Genomic DNA, 19,045 nt, shown 5'->3' on the forward strand with positions numbered 1-19,045 from the left:
AGCGGGGGGGCGGGAGCGCCGATTGCCCTTCAGGGCGATCCCGTTCTTCCAGGAGTTGCCCATGGACACCCGATCCACTTCCCGTGACGCCGAATCGTTCGCCACCGGCCTGTCCGACATCGCGTCCGGCCTGACGTCCGCCGAACTGGCCCGCATCGGTGGCGGCGCCGCGCTGGCCCTCGTGGGCAGCGGGCTGCTGTCGCTGGGCACCATCGTCCGCCTGGCTGCGGTGCTGGGCGGTGGTGCGGTGGTCTGGCAGACGCTGAAGGCCGCGTCGGCCGAACCCGGCCGTCCGGCCCCGCGAACCGAGTCCACCTGGGGCGCGCGTGCCGCATGGCAGGAGACGTCCCCGGCACACGATGCCGATGCGGACGGCGCCACCATGGAAGGCTCCGACCCCGCGCCGGCGTCCAGGTCACGCGCCACGTGAGCCGGGCAGCACCCATGCCCTTCAGCGTGTTCGACATGGGGGAGCTGGTGACGCTGACGTCGCGCCCCGTCGTGGCCCAGGTGGTGGCGCGCGGCGGTTCCTACCGTTTCGACTACGTCGGCGGTCCCACCGAGATCCACGGCGACGCCGATGCCCACCAGCGGTGCTTCCAGCGGGTGATGGCCGCGGCGGCCGACCTGCTGCTGAAGGGCACGCTGAACCTCTTCGCCCGGGCCGAGCCCGTGGCGGGACGCGACGAAGTCCGCGTCACCCTGACGCTGGTGGCCGCGGGAGAACTGGCCGACGGCGCCGAGGCGCGGGCCCGGATGGAGCACCTCTCCCTCGAGCAGGATCCGTCCGGCGCGTTCGCCCACAGCACCTGCCCGTTCATCGGTGCCGACATCTCGGTCTCGGCACCGTCGGCGTCGCAGGTGATGCTGCAGGTGAAGTTCGAAGTCGACGGTCACATGCGCCGGGCGCCCGCACCCTATGCGCACGGCGCCTCGGTCTTCCTCGTGCACCCGGACGACGAGGCCGCCGAGGGCCTGGCCGGCCGGCTGCGGCGCCTGGGCTGGGACACCACGATCCTCGGCACCGACGCCGACGCGGCCCTCGTCGTGCAGGCGAAGCTCGTGCACCCGCCGGAGACGATCATCCTGTTCGAACCGCAGGGCACCGGCCTGCGCCGGCTGGAGGCCGCGAAGCGGAAACATCCCGACAGCCAGGTGCTGCTCGCCGTCACGGCCGGCGCCGAGGTGATCGGCACGGAGGGCATCGACGAGGCCATCCGCGTGGTGCCGCTGCTGCCGTCCGAGTTGTGGGACCTCACGAGCCCGCGGGCCGAGGAAGACGGCGGTGCCTCGCGGCCCGCGCCGCTGCAGCCGCTGGCCCCGCCGGTGGTGCTGGTCGCCGACGACAACGAGGTGAACGTCGCGGTGGCCGAGGGCCTGCTGCGCATCCTCGGCTACGGCACGCGGTCGGCCGCCAACGGCCAGGAAGCCGTCACCTCGTGCGAGGCGAACAGCCCCGCCGCGGTGCTGATGGACGTCGACATGCCCGTGATGAACGGCTACGAGGCCACGCGCCGGCTGAAGGCACAGCAACGCTTGGGCCACCTGCCGGGTTTTCCGATCATCGCGTTCACGGCCGGCGACGACGCGGCCGTCGCGGCGCGCCACGGCATGGACGACTTCCTGAGCAAGCCCGTCGCCATCGGGGCGCTGAAGCGGGCGCTGTGCCGCGCGTTGAAGGGCAGGGCGCCGCCGCTGCGCTAGCGTCACGCCCCGTCAGGGCGTCCAGCCGTCGAGCAGGGCCAGCGCGTCGTCGAACTCGAAGTCGTTGACCTTCTCGGAGATGCGGCGCACCACGGTCCGGTGTTCCGGGTGGTCGCCCAGCAGGTCGTCGAGTTCGGTGGCGAGGTCGAGCGCGGCGGGGTCGCTTTCGGCGAGGCGCTGGCGCAGCTGGTTGATGCGTTCGCGCAGTTCCTCGACCGGCAGCGCGGTCGCCGAGGCGGCCGGCGCGGCGGCGGCATCGAGGCCCCGCAGACCGGCCATCACGATCTCCAGTTCGTTCCGCACGCGCGCGAGCCCGTCGTCCAGGTCGGCGCCGCGGCGTCCGGCCCGGCAGTCCGCCTCGACGGCCCCGGCGACCCGGGCGAGGGCGGTGGCGCCGAGGTTCGCGGCCGTGCCCTTGAGCGTGTGCGCGACCCGCTCCGGCGCGGTGGGATCGCTCCCGGCCAGCGCCGCGGCGAAGGTGGTGTCGAAGGCCGCCTGCGAGTCGCGGAACTTGAGCAGCATGCGGCGGTAGAGCGCGCGCCGACCCTGGCAGGTCAGCAGGCCGGCCGTGCGGTCGATGCCGGGAAGCTCGGGGATCTCCACCGCGTCCTCGTCCTCGCCCGGCCGTGTCGCGGGGGCCGGTGCCGCGGACGGGTGGGGGCGCATCCACCTCGCCATCGTCGCGAACATCACCGCCTCGTCGAGCGGCTTGGCGAGGTGGTCGTTCATGCCGCTGTCCAGCGCTTTCTCGCGGTCGCCCGCCATCGCATTGGCCGTGAGCGCGATGATGGGCAGGTTGCGGAACGAGGGTTGCGCACGCAGCCGCCGCGTCGCCGTGTAGCCGTCCATCACCGGCATCTGGCAGTCCATCAGCACGCCGTCGAACGCGGCATCCGCCGCCAGCACGTCCAGGGCCTCCTGGCCGTTCGATGCGATGACCACCTGGATGCCGGCCGACTCCAGCAGCTCGGTGGCGAGTTCCTGGTTCATGTCGTTGTCCTCGACGAGCAGCACGCGGGCGCCGGCCAGCTGCGCGATGTCGGCCGCGGAGCGGTCGGAGCGTTCGCGCGAGCGGGTTTCGCCGATCAGGGTCTTGCCGAGCACGTCGCCGATGGCCTCCAGCAGCGTCGAGGCCATCACGGGCTTGGTCAGCACGACGGGCATGGACACCCCGTGCTGCTCGGCCTCCACCAGCGCCTCCTCGCGCCCGAAGGCAGTGACCATGATCACCGCGGGTGCGTGTCCTGGCAGCTGCTCGTCCATGCGCCGTGCGGCCTCCACGCCGTCCATGCCGGGCATCTTCCAGTCGAGCAGCACGAGGCCGTACGGCTGCTGGCGGCGGGCGGCCTCGGCCACCTGGGCGAGCGCCTCCTCGCCGCTGGCGGCGAGGTCCACGCGGAGCCCGAAGCCCGTCGCCATCGACGACAGGATCTCGCGGGCGCTCGAGTTGTCGTCGACGACGAGCGTGCGCAGGCCCTGCAGTTCGTCTGCCTTGAACATGCGCCGCCGCGGCGCGTCGGCCTGCCGGCCGAAGCGCGCGGTGAACTGGAAGGTGGATCCCTTGCCCGCCTCGCTCTCGACCCAGATGCGCCCCCCCATCATCTCGACGAGCTGCTTCGAGATCGTGAGGCCGAGGCCCGTGCCGCCGTAGCGGCGGGTGATGGAGCTGTCGGCCTGGCTGAAGGCCTGGAACATGCGTCCGGTCTGCTCGGGTGTCATGCCGATGCCCGTGTCGCGCACACGGAAGCGCAGCGTCGCACCGGTGTCGTCCTCTTCCTCGGCCGCCACGTCGACCACCACCTCGCCGGCCTCCGTGAACTTGACGGCGTTGTTGCCGAGGTTGATCAGCACCTGGCCGAGGCGCAGCGGGTCGCCCACCAGGGCCGAGGGCAGGGTGGCCGGCGCGTCGAACAGCAGCTCGAGTCCCTTGGTCTCGGCCTTGAGGCCCACCATGTTCGCGATCTCGTCGAGCACGTCCTCGAGCCGGAACGGCACCTGCTCGAGGGTCATCTTGCCGGCCTCGATCTTCGAGAAGTCGAGGATGTCGTTGATGATGCCCAGCAGGTTCTCGGCCGCGCGGTGCACCTTCTCGATGTAGTTGCGCTGGCGCTTGTCGAGCGGCGTCTTCAGCGCGAGGTGGCTCATGCCGATGATGGCGTTCATCGGCGTGCGGATCTCGTGGCTCATGTTCGCGAGGAAATCGCTCTTCGCGCGCGTGGCTTCCTCGGCCACCACCCGGGCCCGCAGCAGCTCGGCCTGGCGGGCCTCCAGCGCGGTGCCCTGGCGCTGCAGGTTGTCGCGGAGCTCCGCCACCGACCGCGCGAGGTCGCCGGTTTCGTTGGGCAGGTCGGTGTGCGGAACCGGCGCGTCGAGCTGGCCGAGGGCGATGGTCTCGACCGCCCTGCGAACCCGCGCGGCCGGACGCCGGATGGAGCGCCCGATGACCCAGGACGACAGCAGCGTGATCCCGAGTCCCCCCACCAGCAGGGCGATGGAGAGCGTCGTCTGGCGTGTCACGAAGGTGCGGATGTCCCGGGACGCGACATCCGCGTTGAGTTCCTTGGTGGCGGCGATGGCGCCCATCAGGCGGTCGGCCCGTCGCGTGACATCCTCCAGCACGCCGCCATCGATGAAGACCCGGGCTTCGTCCAGCAGCCCCAGGCGGATCAGGTCGGCGGCCTCGCTCGCGATGGCGTCGATGCGTGTCAGCAAGGCCTCGAACTCGCCGAGGCGCTCGTCGTTCTCGCGCTGCATGATGGTGGTTCGAAGCTGCCTCGTGGCGAGGCGCAACTGGCTGCGGCTCGCCTCCAGTTCGCCCAGGAGCGCCTCGCGCGCGGCTTCGTCGCGGGCCTCCCCGGCCTTGTGCAGCGCGAGCACCATGTGCCCCAGCTGGATCTCCGCCTCCTTGGCCCGGGAAACCCCCACGACCTCTTTCGCCTGGAGCAGTTCGAAATCACGGCTGAACTGCTGCTGCACGAGCAGGCCCTGGATGCCGAGCACCACGGCGAACACCAGCACGGTGCCGAAACCCAGCACGAGCTTGGACTGCAGCGTGAGGCGTTCGAGCAGGGCGGCAAAGAGGCGCGGCTTGTGCATTCGACTCGCGCCGGCGGCTCAGGGCAGCCCGGCGGCGACCGCCTGCACGTCGGCCTTGCGGGCGATGTCGTGGTCGGTGTCGACGAAGCGCTGCGCGATCTCGCGGAACTGCTCGGTGCAGGCCAGGAAGGCGTCGGCGACGTCCGGGTCGAAGTGGCTGCCACGCCCGTCCCGGATGATGCCGAGGGCCTGTTCGTGGGGCATGGCCGGCTTGTAGACCCGGCGGCTGGTCAGCGCGTCGTACACGTCGGCCACGGCCATCAGCCGGGCGGACACCGGGATCCGGTCGCCGGACAGCCCTTCGGGATACCCGCTGCCATCCCACTTCTCCTGGTGGCTGTACGCGATCTCCTTCGCCAGGCGCAGGAACGCCACGTCGGCGCCGAGCTGCAGTTCGGCGTGTTCGATGGCGTCGCGGCCGAGCGTGGTGTGGGTCTTCATGACCTCGAACTCCTCCGGCGTCAGCTTGCCCGGCTTCAGCAGGATGCGGTCGGGGATGCCCACCTTGCCGATGTCGTGCAGCGGCGCCGACTTGAAGAGCAGTCCGATGGTGTGGTCGTCGAGCACCTTCGCGAAGCGCGGGTGGTTGCGCAGGTGCTCCGCCAGCACCTTCACGAAGTGTTGCGTGCGGCGGATGTGGTTGCCCGTCTCGTTGTCGCGCGTTTCCGCGAGCGAGGCCATCGCGAGGATGGTGACGTCCTGGATCGCGGCCACCTCGCGGGTGCGGCGGGCCACCTCCTGTTCGAGGAAGTCGTTCTGGCTGCGCAGGAAGTCGGCGGCCGCCTTGATGTTGAGGTGGGTCTCGACCCGGGCGAGCAGGATGGCCGGACGGATCGGCTTCGTGATGTAGTCGGCGGCGCCGAGCCCGAGGCCGATCATCTCGTCCTCCTCGGAGGCGAGCGCGGTCAGGAAGATGACCGGAATGTCGCGGGTCTTCGAGTCGGCCACCAACTGCTGCGCCACCTCGTGGCCGGACAGTCCGGGCATCATGATGTCGAGCAGGATCAGGTCGGGGGGCTCGCCGGTGCGGACGATCTTCAGCGCCTTCTCGCCGTTGTTCGCGACCTTGACCACGTACCGGTCCTTGAGCAGGTTGCTCATCAGCATGAGGTTGTCGGGCGTGTCGTCGACGACCAGGAGGGTCGGGCGGCGGATGACGTCGAAATCCAGGCTCATTGCAGCCTCCCCGGCTGACGTGATGGCGCAGTTATACAACGTTGCCTGCCCGCTGGCGGGGGGCTGCACCAAGGGGCAATCGGGGGCGCCTTCCTCCCTGCCGGGCCGGTGGGTATGCGGGCGGAACATACTGTGCGGCCCGGATCCACCCCTCCCGAAGGAGTCGCCCATGATCAGCAAGAACACGGTCTGCCTGTGGTTCGACGGTGCCGCCCTCGATGCGGCGACCTTCTACGCCGCGACTTTCCCGGACAGCAAGGTGGGTGCGGTCCACCGGGCGCCGGGTGACTTCCCGGGTGGCAAGGAAGGCGACGTGCTCACCGTCGACTTCACCGTCGCCGGCATCCCCTGCATCGGGCTCAACGGCGGTCCCGTGTTCCCGCACACCGAGGCCTTCTCGTTCCAGATCGCCACCGACGACCAGGCCGAGACGGACCGGCTGTGGAACGCCATCGTGGGCAACGGCGGGCAGGAGAGCGAATGCGGCTGGTGCAAGGACCGCTGGGGCCTGTCGTGGCAGATCACGCCCCGGGTGCTGACGGATGCGTTCACCGGCGCCGACCGCGCGGCGGCCACGCGGGCCTTCGCGGCGATGATGACCATGCGTAAGATCGACGTCGCGGCCATCGAGTCGGCCGTGCGGGGCTGAAGTCGGGCCCATCCTCCGTTCAACGGGTTTCCTCTCGCTTCAGGAGCATCCCATGGGCATCCTCTGGACCATCCTCATCGGTTTCGTCGCGGGCCTCATCGCCCGAGCCCTCATGCCGGGCCCGAACCCGATGGGCTTCATCCTCACCGCCGTGCTCGGCATCGTCGGAGCCGTGGTGGCCAACTTCCTGGGGAGAACCCTCGGCTGGTACGGCGAAGGCCAGGGCGCCGGCCTCGTCGCCTCCGTGGTCGGGGCGCTGATCGTGCTGTTCGTGTACGGACTGCTGGCGAAGCGGAAGGCCTGATTTTTCGCCTGCTTCCCCGGGTCGTCTGACAAATCCCGGCAGCCCCTCGGCGGCCGGGTGACCTTTTGCGCCCGTTTTCCCCCGTTCCTCCCCCTGGCAAGCGTCCTGCTACAGAAACGGCCGAGGACGCCGAAGTCCACGGAAGTAAGGGGAAGTTTCCGACATGAACAAGTTGATCGGGGGAGGGTTCGCCGTCACGGCGGTGCTGGCCGCGGCACTCGCGTTCGCCACCAGCAACGCCCGGGCGGTGGAGCCGGGGCAGGCGGCGCCGGCCATCGAACTGGCCGGGCGCGCGGCGCCGGTGAACCTCGAGCGGCTGCAGGGCAAGCTCGTGTACGTGGACTTCTGGGCCTCGTGGTGCGGGCCGTGCCGCCAGTCGTTTCCGTGGATGAACGAGATGCAGGCCAAGTACGGGCCCCGGGGATTGCAGGTGGTGGGGGTGAACCTCGACAACGACAGCGCGGAAGCCACGAAGTTCCTGTCGCAGGTGCCGGCGTCGTTCGCCGTGGCCTTCGACCCGAAGGGCGACACCGCGCGCCGCTACCAGGTCAAGGGGATGCCCAGTTCGGTGCTGATCGGCCCGGACGGCAAGGTCATCCAGGTGCACACGGGCTTCCGTGCCGACCAGCGGGCCGCGCTCGAAGCGGCCATCGTGGCGGCGCTGCCGGTGGTCCGATGACCCCCGGCGAATCCCAGTTCGACGACGGCGGCTTCACCAGCCGCGCATCGGTGCGGTCCATGGTGCTGTCGGCGGTGCTGGTGGTGGTGTCCGCGGTGGTCGCGGTGATGCTCGCGGGCTGCGCGTCCGACGGGCTGCCGAAGGCCTGGGAGAAGGGCAACCTCGCCAAACCCGAGATGACTTTCGGCCACGACACGCTCGAGCAGCGCAACGCGGCACACGTGTACGCCAGCAAGGAAAACGCGAGTGGCGGCACCGGCGTGGGCGGAGGCGGCTGTGGCTGCAACTGATCGCCCCCTTCGCATCGGCTCCATCGTCGCCGCCGCGCTCAGCGTGACGGCACTGCCCGCGGCCCACGCCGAAAGCGCGCCCGAGAAGGGCAGCATCGCGCTGAAGTACCTGTACTACCGGGACTTCCAGAAGAACGACACCCAGTACCCGGGCGAACCGAAGCCGGACGGCGCGAAGTTCGACCGCATCACGGTCAAGGCCCCGTCCGTGCTGCTCGTCGTGCCCATCGGCAGCGACTGGTCGGTCGAGGCCGGCGCCACCGTCGACGACGTGTCGGGCGCCACGCCGCGCTACTACTCGTCGGTGTCTGGCGCCACGAAGGCCCCCGGCGGCATGAGCGACAAGCGCAACGCCGGGGACGTCAAGGTCACGCGGCACTTCTCCCGCGGTGCCGTGGCGGTGGGCGTGGCCACGTCCAGCGAGAACGACTACGACTCCAGCGCCGTGTCCCTCGAGGGCCGCTACGCCACCGAGGACAACAACACCACGTTCCACCTGGGTGCCGCCGCCACGCGCGACAAGATCGGCTCCACCGACGACCCCGCGCTCGACGAACGCCGCCGCACGAACGAGGTGATGGCGGGTGTCACGCAGGTGCTGGGCGCGAACGACATCGTGCAGGTCAACCTGGGGTACCGCCATGGGGCGGGCTACTTCAACGACCCGTACAAGTCGGCCGACCGCCGGCCCGACGAACGCAACCAGGGCACGCTGCTCGCGCGCTGGAACCACCACGTGGTGCCGCTCGGCAGCACGCTGCGCAGCAGCTACCGCTTCTACAAGGACAGCTTCGGCATCGCGGCCCACACCGTCGAGGCCGCGTGGGTGCAGCCGTTCGCCGAATGGTGGTCGGTCACGCCGTCGCTGCGCTACTACTCTCAGGGCGCGGCGAAGTTCTACTGCGACCCGTCGTCCGACCCCGCCGTGTTCCCGTTCTGCCCGGGCTCGCCCACGTTCGCCACCACCGACCAGCGCATGTCCGCCTTCGGCGCCGTCACGCTCGGCATCAAGCTGCAGCTGCGCTGGGAGGACTGGACGGGCGACGTGAAGTACGAGCGGTACACGCAGAAGAGCGACTGGAAGCTCGGGGGGAGCGGGTCGCCGGGCATCGATCCGCTGTATGCGGACATGGTGCAGGTGGGGGTGAGCAAGGCGTTCTGACCCGGCGCGCGAGCGCAGGAAAAAAGCACGTCATCCCGGCGCAGGCCGGGACCCTGGGCGGACCCGCGAAGGCACAGGGTCCCGGCCTGCGCCGGGATGACACTCAAGTGGGCGACACTCCGACGATGATCCCCGACTTCGGCTTCGAATTCGACGCGATGGGCACCGTGTGCCAGCTGCGCGTGTGTGCGCATTCCCAGGTGCTGGCCGAGGCCGCCGCGCAGCGGGCCATCGGCGAGGTGCGCCGCATCGAGGCGAAGTACTCGCGCTACCGCCCCGACAGCATCGTCTCGCGCATCAACGCGGCCGCCGGCACCGGCGAACGCATCGCGGTCGACGACGAGACGGCCGGCCTGCTGCGCTTCGCCGACACGCTGTACGAGGCCAGCGCCGGCCGCTTCGACATCACGTCCGGCATCCTGCGCCGCGTGTGGGACTTCAAGGCGGCCCGCGTGCCGTCCGCCGCCGAGGTGGACGCGCTGCTGCCCGACATCGGCTGGTTCCAGGCCGACTGGGACGGCGAGTCGCTCGCGCTGCGCCGCCCCGGCATGGAACTCGACTTCGGTGGCTTCGCGAAGGAATACGCCGCCGACCGCGCCGCGGCCGTGCTGCACGAAGCCGGCATCGCCGGTGGCACCGTCAACCTGGGCGGTGACGTGAGCGTGGTGGGGCCGCACCCAGGCGGTCACCCGTGGAAGATCGGCATCGCCCACCCGCGCCGTCCCGGCGACGTGGTCGCGAGCATCGACCTGTCCCATGGTGCGCTGGCCACGAGCGGCGACTACGAACGCAGCTTCGAGGTCGACGGCCGGCGCTACTGCCACATCCTCGACCCGCGCACCGGCTGGCCCGTGACGCGCTGGCAGTCGGTGAGCGTGGTGGGGCCGGCGTGCCTCGCGGCCGGGGCGCTGACCACCATCGCGATGCTGATGGGCGACGAGGCCCACGACTTCCTGCGGGGGCAGGGGGTGGCCTTCCTGACGGTGGATGCGGGCGGGCACCTGCACAGGGAAAAGCCGGACGGACCCTGAGGGCCCGCCCGGCTCGGTCACGCGGTGCGTGGGATCAGCGGCGCAGTTGCGGCGCCACCTTCACCTTCGACACCTTGCTGCGTGCGCTCACGCGTTCGCCCGAGGCCGCGGCGACGTACCCGGCACTCGCCGGCACGCCGCCGTTGAGCACCTCCACGCCGTAGCCGGTGGCGGTCGCCGTGATGCGCGCCACGTCGACACCGTTGGCCTTCAGGGTCACGGTGCCGCTGCCCACGATCGAGATCGGGCTCGTGAACTCGAACTGCACGAAGCCGTCGAGCACGTAGGTCACGCCACCGCGGCTGAACGTGTAGGCCGCGAACTCCTGGCGGGTCAGCTTCATCGTGTCGGACACCAGCACGTTGTGCAGCAGCGCGTTGCCGCTGACGGCGCTCGACGCGACGCCGGTGGCCACGTCCGTCAGCGTGAAGCCGGCGGCGGGGATGAAGCGCAGCTTGATCGTCTCGGTGGTGCCCACGAGGCTGCCGTCGAGTTCGATGCGGGCCTGGCCATTGGCGCGCACGGCGGTCTCGTCGCCCACGTAGTCGGTGCCGGTGTGCACGAAGTCGGTGACGGTGGACTGCGCGACGCCGTTGCGGTGCGCGGTGTCCGCGAACTGGTAGGCGATGCTGGTGCGGCCGTCGTACGTGGCGCCGTTGGTGTCACAGGCCGTGAACGTCGCGGCCAGCGTGTGGTTGCCGAGCGGCAGCACCTGGCCGGCGGTGGGCGCGGCGCCATCGAGCGTCGGGGCCACGGTGCCGGCCTGGCAGACGGTGTTCAGCGGCTTCACCTTGAAGTCCTCGTCGGCGATCTCGAGCGGCGAACCCGAGGCGGTCAGGCCCACGGCCCAGTTGCCCAACAGCTTCAGGATGCGGTCCTTCTGGTCGACGGCGCCGGTGTTGACGCTGAGCACGGCGGCCGCGCTCGTGGTGCTGCCCACGGCGTTGGTCACGACGACGCGGAACGAGGCCTGGTGGTCGGCGGCGGTGACTTCGTCGATCGTGTAGGTGGGCGACGTGGCCCCGGCGATGTTCGCGCCGTTGCGCTGCCACTGGTAGGCCAGCGTGCCGCTGCCCTGGGCCGTGACGCCGAAGGTCACGCTCTCGCCCTGGTCCACCACGGCGCTCGCCGGGGGCACCTGGATGGCGGGCGGCGCGTTCACCGGCACCACGGTCAGCGTGGCGCCGTTGCTGGTCGCCTGGCCCGAGGCGTTGGAGACGGTCACGCTGTACGTGGCACCGTTGTCGGCATCGGTGGCGGCGAAGGTGTAGGCGACGGCATTGGCCCCAGCGATGTCGGCGCCGTTGCGCTTCCACTGGTACGCGAGCGGGCCGCTGCCGTTGGCGGTGACGACGAACGTGGCGTTCTCGCCCGCGGTCACGGTGACCGGCAGCGGTTGCAGCTGGATCTGCGGCGCGATGGCCGTCGTGGTGACGGTGAGCACCGCGGTGCTGCTGGCGATCTCGCCCGCGACGTTCTTCGCGACGACCTTGTAGACCGCGCCGTCGTCGCTGCTGGCCGTGGGGTAGACGAAGAGGACGCTGGTGTTGCTGTTGGGCACCGGCTCGCCGTTGCGCGTCCACGAGTAGGTCATGGGCTGCGTGCCTTCGACCACGGCCGTGAACATGGCGGCGTCGCCGGCCTGCACGGTGGTGTTGCGCGGGTTCATCATCACCTTCGGCGACAGCTTGCCCGGGATGGGCGACGTGGCGGCCTCGAGCACCATGCAGCCCTTCATCGCGCCGCCGAATTCCTCGAGTTCGACCTCGTTGATGGCGGTGATGCGGTCCTTCGTGGCGGCCCACACGCCGGTGGTGGCGTTCTTGCGCACCTGCATCGTGAAGCGGCCCTCGGCGTTCGTGAAGGCGGTGCTGCGGCCCGAGTAGTCGACGCCGCTGCTGCTGACCTGCACACCCGAGACCGGGCGGCCGTTGCCGTCGACGACGCAGCCCTCCAGTTCCACCGTCTCGGCGACCATGTCGGCGTTCCAGTAGCTGAAGTGGCTCACGGTGCCTTCGTAGTAGGGCTCGCCGTCGCCGGTCTTCAGCGTGGCGCTGCCTTCCTCCATCCAGCGGCCGGTGGCCTCGTCGAAGTGGAACAGCGGCACGGTGGCCGGCGGGTTCGGCGAACGGGTCGACAGCGGGATGCGGATCGTGGCCGTCTTGCCGGCCGCGAGGTTCAGGCGCTTGCCCGCCGCGTCGCGCAGGTCCACCTTGATCGCGCCGAAGCTCTCGATCGTGCGCACGGCACCGGCCTGCAGCGCGGTGAAGTTGCCGGGCATGCGCTCGGGGTCGCTCGCCGGGTCGATGTCGGTGAGGCTGGCCGAGATCGTGCCGGCGGCGGCCGCCCCCGTGGCGGCGTCCACCAGCGCGGCGGCGGGCAGCTGCACCTGCGCGTTCGAGCCCGGGCTCGTCAGCGTGGCGGCGGTCGCGGCGTCGAAGGTGGTGGCGGGCGCGAGCTTGATCAGGCGCACGCTGACGTCGGCCGTGCCGTTGGCTGCCAGCGCCACGAAGGCGGAGTTCGGGCCGTGGCCCGCGGCCTCGGCTTTCACCAGTGCACGGTCGGACGGGGTCACGCCCGGCAGCGTGAAGGTGCCGTCGGCGGCGGTGGTGGTGGAACGTGCGCCGGCCGTGACGCGGGCGCCAGCGAGCGGCTCGTCCGTGTCGGTCTCGACGATGCGGCCCGTCACGGTGGCCGTCTGGGCGGCCGGCGTGTCGGTGATGGGGGCGTCGTCGCCGCCGCAGGCGACGAAAAACGCGGAGCTGGTGGCGATCGCCAGCCAGGAGAGGAATCGGTTCATCGGTTTCATGGTGTGTGGAGCGAAGGGGTGGGGTCAGTGCTGGCCGGCGGGGACGGCGGGCAGCGCCTGGAGGTGCAGGTACAAGGCCTGCGCGTCGGTGTCGTTGAGTTCCTTGAGCGAGCCGAACGGCATCACGGGGCTCACGGGAGACCCGTCGGGGCGGCGGCCGGTGCGCAGCATCGCGGTGAACTCCGCGGCGTTGCGGTAGGCGGGCATGGCCGAGCCGGGGCCGGGCGTGAGGTTCGCGGCGGCGGGCCAGTCCGGCGGACCGCCCGGGATCCTCCCGCCCGACAGCGTGGCGCCGTGGCAGCCGATGCACGCGTTGGCGATGTAGGCGCCATGGGCCGCGTTCACGCCTTCCGGCACCGGTTGCGACGGAGGCAGGGTGTGGTCGATCTTCTCGGCGGCGTCCCGGATGAGCCCGGCGGCATACAGCGCCCGCACGGGCAGCGGCAGGGCGATGTGGGCCGGCACGCCCTCTTGCGGCGGCATCTGCCGGACGTAGGCCACCAGCGCGGCGAGGTCGTCGTTCGTCAGCCGGGCGTAGTCCTCGCTGGGCATGATGATCAGCGGGCGGCCATCGGGCTTGATGCCGTGGCGGATGGCGCGGTCCCAGTCGGCCGGGCCGTAGCCCGAGACCACCGAGCCGGGGTGGGGCGTGATGTTCGGCGCGCGCACGTGCATGCCCTTGCCGTCGTTGATCACGTCCTTGCCGGCGCCGTTGTCGCCGTGGCAGTCGGTGCAGCCGCGCGATGCGAAGAGGTAGCGGCCGCGGGCGACCGACGCTTCGTCGGTGCGCCAGGCCACCGGCTCCACGTGCACGTCGATCCGACGGGCCATCTTGCGGTCGCCGAGATGGGCACCGACCACGAGGCCGGCGGCGGCGAAGGCCACGAGGCCCACGACGCCGGCCAGGCTGCGCTTGATCCAGGTCTTCATGGTGGCGGCCTCAGGCGAACTTGACGGGAGCGGCGAGGCCGAGGGCGCGCATCAGCTTGGCCCAGCCCGGTGCGTCGATGTGCGGACGCACGATCTCGAGCACCGCGGCGAAGGCCTCGAAGGGCATGCCGGCGCGCATGCCGCTCATCAGGCCGGCGCGCTCCGACGGCGACAGCGCGGGGATCATCCAGCGGGCCACCACCATCTGCTCGGCTGGCGTGATGCTCGCGAGAAGCCGGTCGTGGATCGCGTGCAGCTCCTCGTCGGTGTAGAGCGCCCACAGCGTCGCGTTGTTGGCCGTCTCCTCGAGGTGCATGTGGTGCAGGTTCTCGGCGACGAAGAGGGCCAGGTGGCGGTACAGGCGCAGCGCCAGCGTGAAACGCGTGGCCGGCACGGCGGCCTTCAACGCGAAGGTCTGGTTGCGCAGCACGCCGATCGTCTCGAGGTGGTCCTCGTGGTCGTCGGCCGTGCGGGCCGAGCCGGCGGGCTGGCGGGCCTCGATGGCGGCGTGGATGAACTCGTTCTCGTGCTTCACGTGGCCCTCGCAGAACGTGAGCAGGTCGTCGAGCTGGCCGAGGCAACGGGCCATCTCGTCGTCGTCGAGCACGTCGATGCGGCCCACGCGGGCGAGCGTCTCGGTCATGAAGCCGCGCAGGGCCTTGTGGATCGCGACGTACATGTCCATGCGGGGCGCGGTGTTCGGTGCGGCGGGGCGGGGGGTGAGGGTGGGTTGCATGCTGGAAACTCCATTCGGGCTGAGGCCGAACGGGATGGCTCGGCATGTCGGGCAGTGTTCCCGCGAGGGGGCCATGGGTCATCGCCTGAAGGAGCCATCGGAGCCGGAACCGGTGGGCCAACCCGGATGGGGGGACCCCCTTCGGGTGCCCCGCGAACGCGGGAGTGGGGCACCTTCCCGAACCGATCCAGCTTCGGCAGAATCGCGCGATGCCGACGGAACCCGAGCCTGCCGCCGGGCCGGTGTTCGCGCTCGCCAAGATCCAGCCCCCGCGCCCCCGCACGGGCCTGGTCGAACGGCCGGGCCTCGAGCGCTCGCTCGCGTCGGCCTTCGCCCACCCCCTCACCTTGCTGCTGGCGCCGGCCGGCTACGGCAAGACGGCTGCGCTCACCCGCCAGATCCGCCAGCTGCCCGGGGGCACGGCCCTCGTGTGGATCTCCGCCGATGCCGACGACCGCCTGCCGCGGTTCCTCGACTGCCTCGCCGCGGCGCTGGAGCCCCACGACCCGGCCTGGCGCGTGGCCCCCGAGGCGCTCGCCACGCTGGCGCTGGCCGACGGCGGCGTGCGCCAGGTGGCCAACGAATGGATCAACGCGCTCGCCGGCGCACGTGCACCGGGCGGGCTCATCGTCATCGACGACCTGCACCGCATCGGGGACCCGCACGTGTTCGAGTTGCTCGCATGCGTCATCGAACGTGTGCCGTCCACCTGGTCCTTCGCCATCGCCAGCCGCGTCGAGCCCCCGTGGCCGCTGGCCCGCTGGCGCGCGACGGGCCAGCTCGCCGAGCTGCGCCAGTACGACCTGCGCTTCGGCGAGGGCGAGGTCGCTTCACTGATTGCCGCGGCCGGCGGCGATCCCTCCCACGCCGCGCAACTGCTCGAGCGCACCGAGGGCTGGGCCGCGGGCCTGCGCCTGAGCCTCACCGCGCGCCACGGCAGTGCCCCGATGGGCGTCTTCAACCAGCGCCACGTGTTCGACTACCTCGCTGCCGAGGTGCTCGACGACATGCCCGCCGTGCTGCGCACCTTCCTGCTGCGCTGCGCCGTGCTGCCCGAACTCACGGTCGCCCGCTGCGCGCAGGTGAGCGGGTCGCCCGATGCGTCGCGACTGCTGGAGGAGATCGAACGCCGCGGCCTCTTCGTCAGCGTGCTCGACGCCGACGAACTGACGCTGCGCCAGCACGACCTCGTGCGCGACTTCCTGCTCGACCGCCTCGAACGCGATCACCCCGAGGAACTGCCCGGACTGCTGTGCCGCGCGGCCGTTGGTGAACCCGACCTCGCACGCGCGGTGGGCTACTTCACGCGCGCCGGCGCATGGGAGCAGGCCGCCGATGCGCTGGCCAAGCGCGGCCCGCTGCTCGTCGCCTCGGGCGGCGCCACCTTGCCCGCGATGCTCGCCACGCTGCCCGCCGCCGCCATCGACGCGCGGCCCGACCTGCTGGTGCTGCAGGGCATGGTCGCGTTCCTGGCCTTCGACTTCGACACCACCGTGTCCGCGATGTCGCGCGCGAGCACCGGCTTCGCACGGGCCGGCCGGGCCGCCGATGCCGCACTCGCGAAGGCGTATGCGTGCATCGCGATGCAGAACACCGGGCGGGTGCACGAGGCCGCGTTCGAGTTGACACGTCTTCGCGCGCTGCCCCTCGACGACGCGTCACGTGCCGTGATCGCCTTCGGCAGCGCGTGGGCGGCCTATGCCGAACTGCGGGCAGAGGACGTCGCGGGCCATTTCACCGAGATGGTGGAAGCGCTCGAACGTGTGCCCGACCTGCAGATCTGGAACCTCTGCTTCTTCCACAGCTTCCTCGCGGGACTGCCGAACGTGAACCCGCTGATGGAGCGCTTCGCCGACGGGGCGTTCCGCATCGCCGGGGAACATCCGTCGCACCTGCGTGCGGGCGTGCTGCATGCGAGGGTGTGGCTCGCGCTGTCGGCGGGACGGCTCGACGAGGCGGCGGCGTGGATGTCCCGTGCCGACGAGGCGTGCCACTGGCTCGGGCAGCCGTGCAGCGTGGCGACCGAAAACTACAACGCGCGCATCCTCATCCATGCGCTGCTGGGGCGGCGCGAGGCGAGCGAGGCCGCGGCCAAGGCCTGCCTCGACGACATGCGCCATGCGACCACGACGAGCAACCGGCTGACCCACGAGTACGAGATCCTGCTGGTGCAGGCGCGGGCGCGGTGGATCTTCCAGGACGTGGCGGGGTTGCGGGCGGTGCGTGCGGAGTTCGCTGCCGCGCGCAATCCGCTCGAATGGCCGGCGGCGGAGCGGCAGGCCCGGTACCTGGATGCGCTGCTGGCGCTGGCGGAGGAGCGGCTGGCCGATGCGCTGGTGCTGCTGGGGCCGCTGGCCGAGGACGTCGAGCGCTGGTGCTTCTTCCCGGCGGTGCAGGCGCGCGTGATGCGGGCGGACGTGCTGGTGCGGCTGGGGGAGACGGAGGCCGCTGCGGCGTCGCTGTCGCCGTGGGTGGCGAACGCGGTGCATGGGCGGGAGCTGGGCGGGGCGCTGCTGGCGGGGCCGGCCGCGCTGGCGCGGCTGGCCGGCGTGGCATGGGGCGCGCTGTTGCCGGCGGCAGCGGTTTCCCTGCTGAGGCGTCTGGCCGACCTGCTGGCGCCGCACCACGCGCCCGCACCGACGGCCTCGGCGCTGTCGGCCCAGGCGACGCTGCTGAGCGACCGCGAGCACGAGGTGCTCGCCCGCATCGCGGCCGGCGACAGCAACAAGCTGATCGCCCGCGCCTTCGATCTCAGTCCGCACACGGTCAAGCGGCACGTGGCGAACATCCTGGGCAAACTGGGCGTGGACACCCGCGGGCAGGCCGCGGCGTGGTACCGGGACCAGGGTTCCGGCCCCCCTCACGGAGGAATGCCGTCATGACCATCAAGCGCATGGACAACGTCCTGATCGTCGTCGACGACCTCGAGGCGGTGAAGGCGTTCTTTCTCGAACTGGGCCTGAAGCTCGAAGGCGAGACCACGGTGGAAGGCCCCGACATCGGCCGCCTCATCGGCATCGGCCACGTGCGCGCCACGCTCTCGATGCTGCGCACGGCCGACGGGCAGGGCATCGAGCTGGACAAGTTCCACACGCCGGAGGCGGTGCGGTTCGGGCCGGTGGACATGCCGGTGAACGCACTGGGCCTTCGCCGGATCATGTTCGCGGTCGACGGCCTCGATGCGCTCGTGGCGCGCATGTCGGCCCATGGGTTCGAACTCATCGGTCGGATGCGGTATGGGCAGTCGTACGAACTGGCCTACATCCGTGGGCCCGAGGGAATCATCGTGGGGCTCGCCGAGCAACTCGGCTGACGGGGTGGCCGGGCGAACTGAACCGATCTTCACTGAGGCGACTTTCCCGCCGCACTGATGCCAGGACCCGAGCCGGATGCGCCCTTGCCGCTGGACTTTGCCTGCGGGGTCGGAGTCTGCCCTGAATGGCCGAACCCACCCGTCCCGGTCTCCTTTTTCAGGCAAAGCTCTCGACACTTGTTGCTGTTGGAGTCCCAGTCGTAGGTGCATCCCTTTTTCTCCTTCTTCATGCAAGCGACAACCGGGTTGACGACGCTCTGAGTCTGAGCGGTGGCAGTTCCGGCCACACCGACAAGGAGGACCGCGACGAAACGTGCCTGAAGTGAGTGAAAGTGCATGTTTTCTCCCTTACTGGCTCAGTTCTCGAACGGCGTCCGCGAGGCATTCATCGAGCTTGGACGCGGGGGTAGGGACGTTCTTCCTGCACCATTCGATGGCGGGAGGCATCGCAGCCAGGCGTCGGGCCTTCTTGCTGTCGACGTTGGCCGCAGGAACCGATTCCCCGTCGCTGAAGCTGGGGGTGCTAAGCGTCTGGTACTCCGTCTTCATGATGCCTCCGATGGTTGCCATCCCCGCCCCGATGACGAAGACCAATACGCCGGTAGAAGCAACTTTCAGTGAGACGGAGTACTTGCTGTCCGGAGATTGGCCGGTGACGTCGATGCCGCCCGCATCGATTCCCAGTGCGATGAGCATCAATCCGATGCTGATCACGGCGAAGCCGATGTGCATGACCGCGAGCTTCATCTGTTGCTTGCTGACCATCACCGCGCGGTTGCTCGTCTCCACGAAGATCAGTGCAGCCATCGCATAGTCATGTGCGTCGACGGGCTTGCCGGCTCGTTCCGGAAGGATGTCCGACAGCTTCGGGGTCACGGCCGCGGAGATCCCGACGTCCATTCGGTTCATGACGGTGTATGCCTGAAACAGAAGGGCGGAGGGCAGCAGGAAGCCGAAACCGAAGACGACGAGTACGCGGACAAGTGCCCGGGGCATCTGCCGAAGGTGGAGTAGCGTTCTCCGAGGCGGATTGAGCATCGGGTTTCCTGTCTCTTGTCTTGGACGATGGTCATCCGCATCCTACTTTCGCGGGTCAGCCCTCGAAATCATTCATCTGTGGGATGAGTCGTGGGCTCTTCGCCTTCGTAGAACCTGAGGATGGCGGT

At 70.4% G+C, this 19,045-nt stretch carries 16 protein-coding genes; 10 read left to right on the top strand and 6 right to left on the bottom strand.

Annotation, left to right across the window (positions count from 1 at the left end):
- Nucleotides 1–61 precede the first annotated feature (61 nt).
- Together A4W93_RS09815 and A4W93_RS09820 are read left to right on the top strand one after the other, a co-directional pair.
- Nucleotides 62–430 carry a hypothetical protein gene (locus A4W93_RS09815; protein WP_085750439.1) on the top strand — a complete coding sequence of 123 codons (369 nt, stop codon included), beginning with the start codon at nucleotides 62–64 and terminating at the stop codon, nucleotides 428–430.
- 14 nt (nucleotides 431–444) lie between these two features.
- Nucleotides 445–1,704, top strand: a complete 1,260-nt coding sequence (locus A4W93_RS09820) for a response regulator (RefSeq protein ID WP_085750440.1) — start codon at nucleotides 445–447, stop codon at nucleotides 1,702–1,704.
- Between the two features lie 12 nt (nucleotides 1,705–1,716).
- Here A4W93_RS09820 and A4W93_RS09825 read toward each other — a convergent pair whose 3' ends face one another.
- Both A4W93_RS09825 and A4W93_RS09830 read right to left on the bottom strand, forming a co-directional pair.
- Nucleotides 1,717–4,800 carry a response regulator gene (locus A4W93_RS09825; protein WP_085750441.1) on the bottom strand — a complete coding sequence of 1,028 codons (3,084 nt, stop codon included), beginning with the start codon at nucleotides 4,798–4,800 and terminating at the stop codon, nucleotides 1,717–1,719.
- 18 nt (nucleotides 4,801–4,818) lie between these two features.
- On the bottom strand, nucleotides 4,819–5,976 hold the full coding sequence (locus A4W93_RS09830; protein ID WP_085750442.1) for a response regulator: 1,158 nt from the start codon (nucleotides 5,974–5,976) through the stop codon (nucleotides 4,819–4,821).
- A 169-nt stretch (nucleotides 5,977–6,145) separates the two neighbouring features.
- Between A4W93_RS09830 and A4W93_RS09835 the strand changes: the two genes are divergently transcribed.
- The 6 genes from A4W93_RS09835 to A4W93_RS09860 all read left to right on the top strand — a co-directional run bounded on the left by A4W93_RS09835 (nucleotide 6,146) and on the right by A4W93_RS09860 (nucleotide 10,091).
- Nucleotides 6,146–6,625, top strand: a complete 480-nt coding sequence (locus A4W93_RS09835; RefSeq protein WP_085750443.1) for a VOC family protein — start codon at nucleotides 6,146–6,148, stop codon at nucleotides 6,623–6,625.
- A 52-nt stretch (nucleotides 6,626–6,677) separates the two neighbouring features.
- Nucleotides 6,678–6,929 carry a GlsB/YeaQ/YmgE family stress response membrane protein gene (locus A4W93_RS09840; RefSeq protein ID WP_085750444.1) on the top strand — a complete coding sequence of 84 codons (252 nt, stop codon included), beginning with the start codon at nucleotides 6,678–6,680 and terminating at the stop codon, nucleotides 6,927–6,929.
- A gap of 163 nt (nucleotides 6,930–7,092) precedes the next feature.
- Nucleotides 7,093–7,608, top strand: coding sequence for a TlpA family protein disulfide reductase (locus A4W93_RS09845; RefSeq protein WP_085750445.1), 516 nt, complete (start codon nucleotides 7,093–7,095; stop codon nucleotides 7,606–7,608).
- Entirely contained in the window at nucleotides 7,605–7,898 is a 294-nt protein-coding gene (locus tag A4W93_RS09850) for a DUF4266 domain-containing protein (protein WP_320409216.1), read from the top strand. The genes A4W93_RS09845 and A4W93_RS09850 overlap by 4 nt, the downstream gene beginning before the upstream one ends.
- Entirely contained in the window at nucleotides 7,885–9,060 is a 1,176-nt protein-coding gene (locus A4W93_RS09855) for a DUF3570 domain-containing protein (RefSeq protein WP_085754112.1), read from the top strand. The genes A4W93_RS09850 and A4W93_RS09855 overlap by 14 nt, the downstream gene beginning before the upstream one ends.
- A 107-nt stretch (nucleotides 9,061–9,167) precedes the next feature.
- Nucleotides 9,168–10,091 (top strand): FAD:protein FMN transferase, encoded by a 924-nt coding sequence (locus A4W93_RS09860; protein ID WP_237357741.1) that lies wholly within the window; start codon nucleotides 9,168–9,170, stop codon nucleotides 10,089–10,091.
- A 34-nt stretch (nucleotides 10,092–10,125) separates the two neighbouring features.
- On the opposite strand, the gene A4W93_RS09865 is transcribed toward A4W93_RS09860, so the two are convergent.
- From A4W93_RS09865 to A4W93_RS09875, 3 genes are read right to left on the bottom strand one after another with little or no spacing between them, the layout of a single operon-like run.
- Nucleotides 10,126–12,891: an immunoglobulin domain-containing protein gene (locus A4W93_RS09865; protein ID WP_169726526.1), complete on the bottom strand. Its 2,766-nt coding sequence runs from the start codon at nucleotides 12,889–12,891 to the stop codon at nucleotides 10,126–10,128.
- Nucleotides 12,892–12,924: 33 nt separating this feature from the next.
- Entirely contained in the window at nucleotides 12,925–13,830 is a 906-nt protein-coding gene (locus A4W93_RS09870; RefSeq protein ID WP_085750448.1) for a c-type cytochrome, read from the bottom strand.
- 10 nt (nucleotides 13,831–13,840) lie between these two features.
- A complete protein-coding gene (locus tag A4W93_RS09875) occupies nucleotides 13,841–14,566 on the bottom strand; it encodes a hemerythrin domain-containing protein (protein ID WP_085750449.1) in 726 nt (241 codons plus the stop codon).
- Between the two features lie 209 nt (nucleotides 14,567–14,775).
- Here A4W93_RS09875 and A4W93_RS09880 point away from each other — a divergent pair, with 209 nt between their 5' ends.
- Together A4W93_RS09880 and A4W93_RS09885 are read left to right on the top strand one after the other, a co-directional pair.
- Nucleotides 14,776–17,448, top strand: coding sequence for a winged helix-turn-helix domain-containing protein (locus A4W93_RS09880; RefSeq protein ID WP_085750450.1), 2,673 nt, complete (start codon nucleotides 14,776–14,778; stop codon nucleotides 17,446–17,448).
- Complete coding sequence (locus tag A4W93_RS09885) at nucleotides 17,445–17,879, top strand: VOC family protein (RefSeq protein WP_085750451.1); 435 nt, start codon at nucleotides 17,445–17,447, stop codon at nucleotides 17,877–17,879. Before A4W93_RS09880 ends, A4W93_RS09885 begins: the two co-directional genes overlap by 4 nt.
- Nucleotides 17,880–18,227: 348 nt before the next feature.
- On the opposite strand, the gene A4W93_RS09890 is transcribed toward A4W93_RS09885, so the two are convergent.
- The gene (locus A4W93_RS09890; protein WP_085750452.1) at nucleotides 18,228–18,917 is read right to left on the bottom strand and encodes a hypothetical protein; all 690 of its coding nucleotides are present in this window, start codon (nucleotides 18,915–18,917) and stop codon (nucleotides 18,228–18,230) included.
- Nucleotides 18,918–19,045 lie beyond the last annotated feature (128 nt).

This window comes from Piscinibacter gummiphilus (assembly GCF_002116905.1).
In the GTDB taxonomy this organism is placed as follows: domain Bacteria; phylum Pseudomonadota; class Gammaproteobacteria; order Burkholderiales; family Burkholderiaceae_C; genus Rhizobacter; species Rhizobacter gummiphilus.

Excerpts from the sequence above, each read along its gene's own strand:
- A4W93_RS09830 (WP_085750442.1), bottom strand. The coding sequence starts at position 5,976 with ATGAGCCTGGATTTCGACGTCATCCGCCGCCCGACCCTCCTGGTCGTC.
- A4W93_RS09880 (WP_085750450.1), top strand. The coding sequence starts at position 14,776 with ATGCCGACGGAACCCGAGCCTGCCGCCGGGCCGGTGTTCGCGCTCGCC.
- A4W93_RS09870 (WP_085750448.1), bottom strand. The coding sequence starts at position 13,830 with ATGAAGACCTGGATCAAGCGCAGCCTGGCCGGCGTCGTGGGCCTCGTG.
- A4W93_RS09825 (WP_085750441.1), bottom strand. The coding sequence starts at position 4,800 with ATGCACAAGCCGCGCCTCTTTGCCGCCCTGCTCGAACGCCTCACGCTG.
- A4W93_RS09890 (WP_085750452.1), bottom strand. The coding sequence starts at position 18,917 with ATGCTCAATCCGCCTCGGAGAACGCTACTCCACCTTCGGCAGATGCCC.
- A4W93_RS09820 (WP_085750440.1), top strand. The coding sequence starts at position 445 with ATGCCCTTCAGCGTGTTCGACATGGGGGAGCTGGTGACGCTGACGTCG.
- A4W93_RS09835 (WP_085750443.1), top strand. The coding sequence starts at position 6,146 with ATGATCAGCAAGAACACGGTCTGCCTGTGGTTCGACGGTGCCGCCCTC.
- A4W93_RS09845 (WP_085750445.1), top strand. The coding sequence starts at position 7,093 with ATGAACAAGTTGATCGGGGGAGGGTTCGCCGTCACGGCGGTGCTGGCC.
- A4W93_RS09875 (WP_085750449.1), bottom strand. The coding sequence starts at position 14,566 with ATGCAACCCACCCTCACCCCCCGCCCCGCCGCACCGAACACCGCGCCC.
- A4W93_RS09885 (WP_085750451.1), top strand. The coding sequence starts at position 17,445 with ATGACCATCAAGCGCATGGACAACGTCCTGATCGTCGTCGACGACCTC.
- A4W93_RS09815 (WP_085750439.1), top strand. The coding sequence starts at position 62 with ATGGACACCCGATCCACTTCCCGTGACGCCGAATCGTTCGCCACCGGC.
- A4W93_RS09865 (WP_169726526.1), bottom strand. The coding sequence starts at position 12,891 with ATGAACCGATTCCTCTCCTGGCTGGCGATCGCCACCAGCTCCGCGTTT.
- A4W93_RS09840 (WP_085750444.1), top strand. The coding sequence starts at position 6,678 with ATGGGCATCCTCTGGACCATCCTCATCGGTTTCGTCGCGGGCCTCATC.
- A4W93_RS09850 (WP_320409216.1), top strand. The coding sequence starts at position 7,605 with ATGACCCCCGGCGAATCCCAGTTCGACGACGGCGGCTTCACCAGCCGC.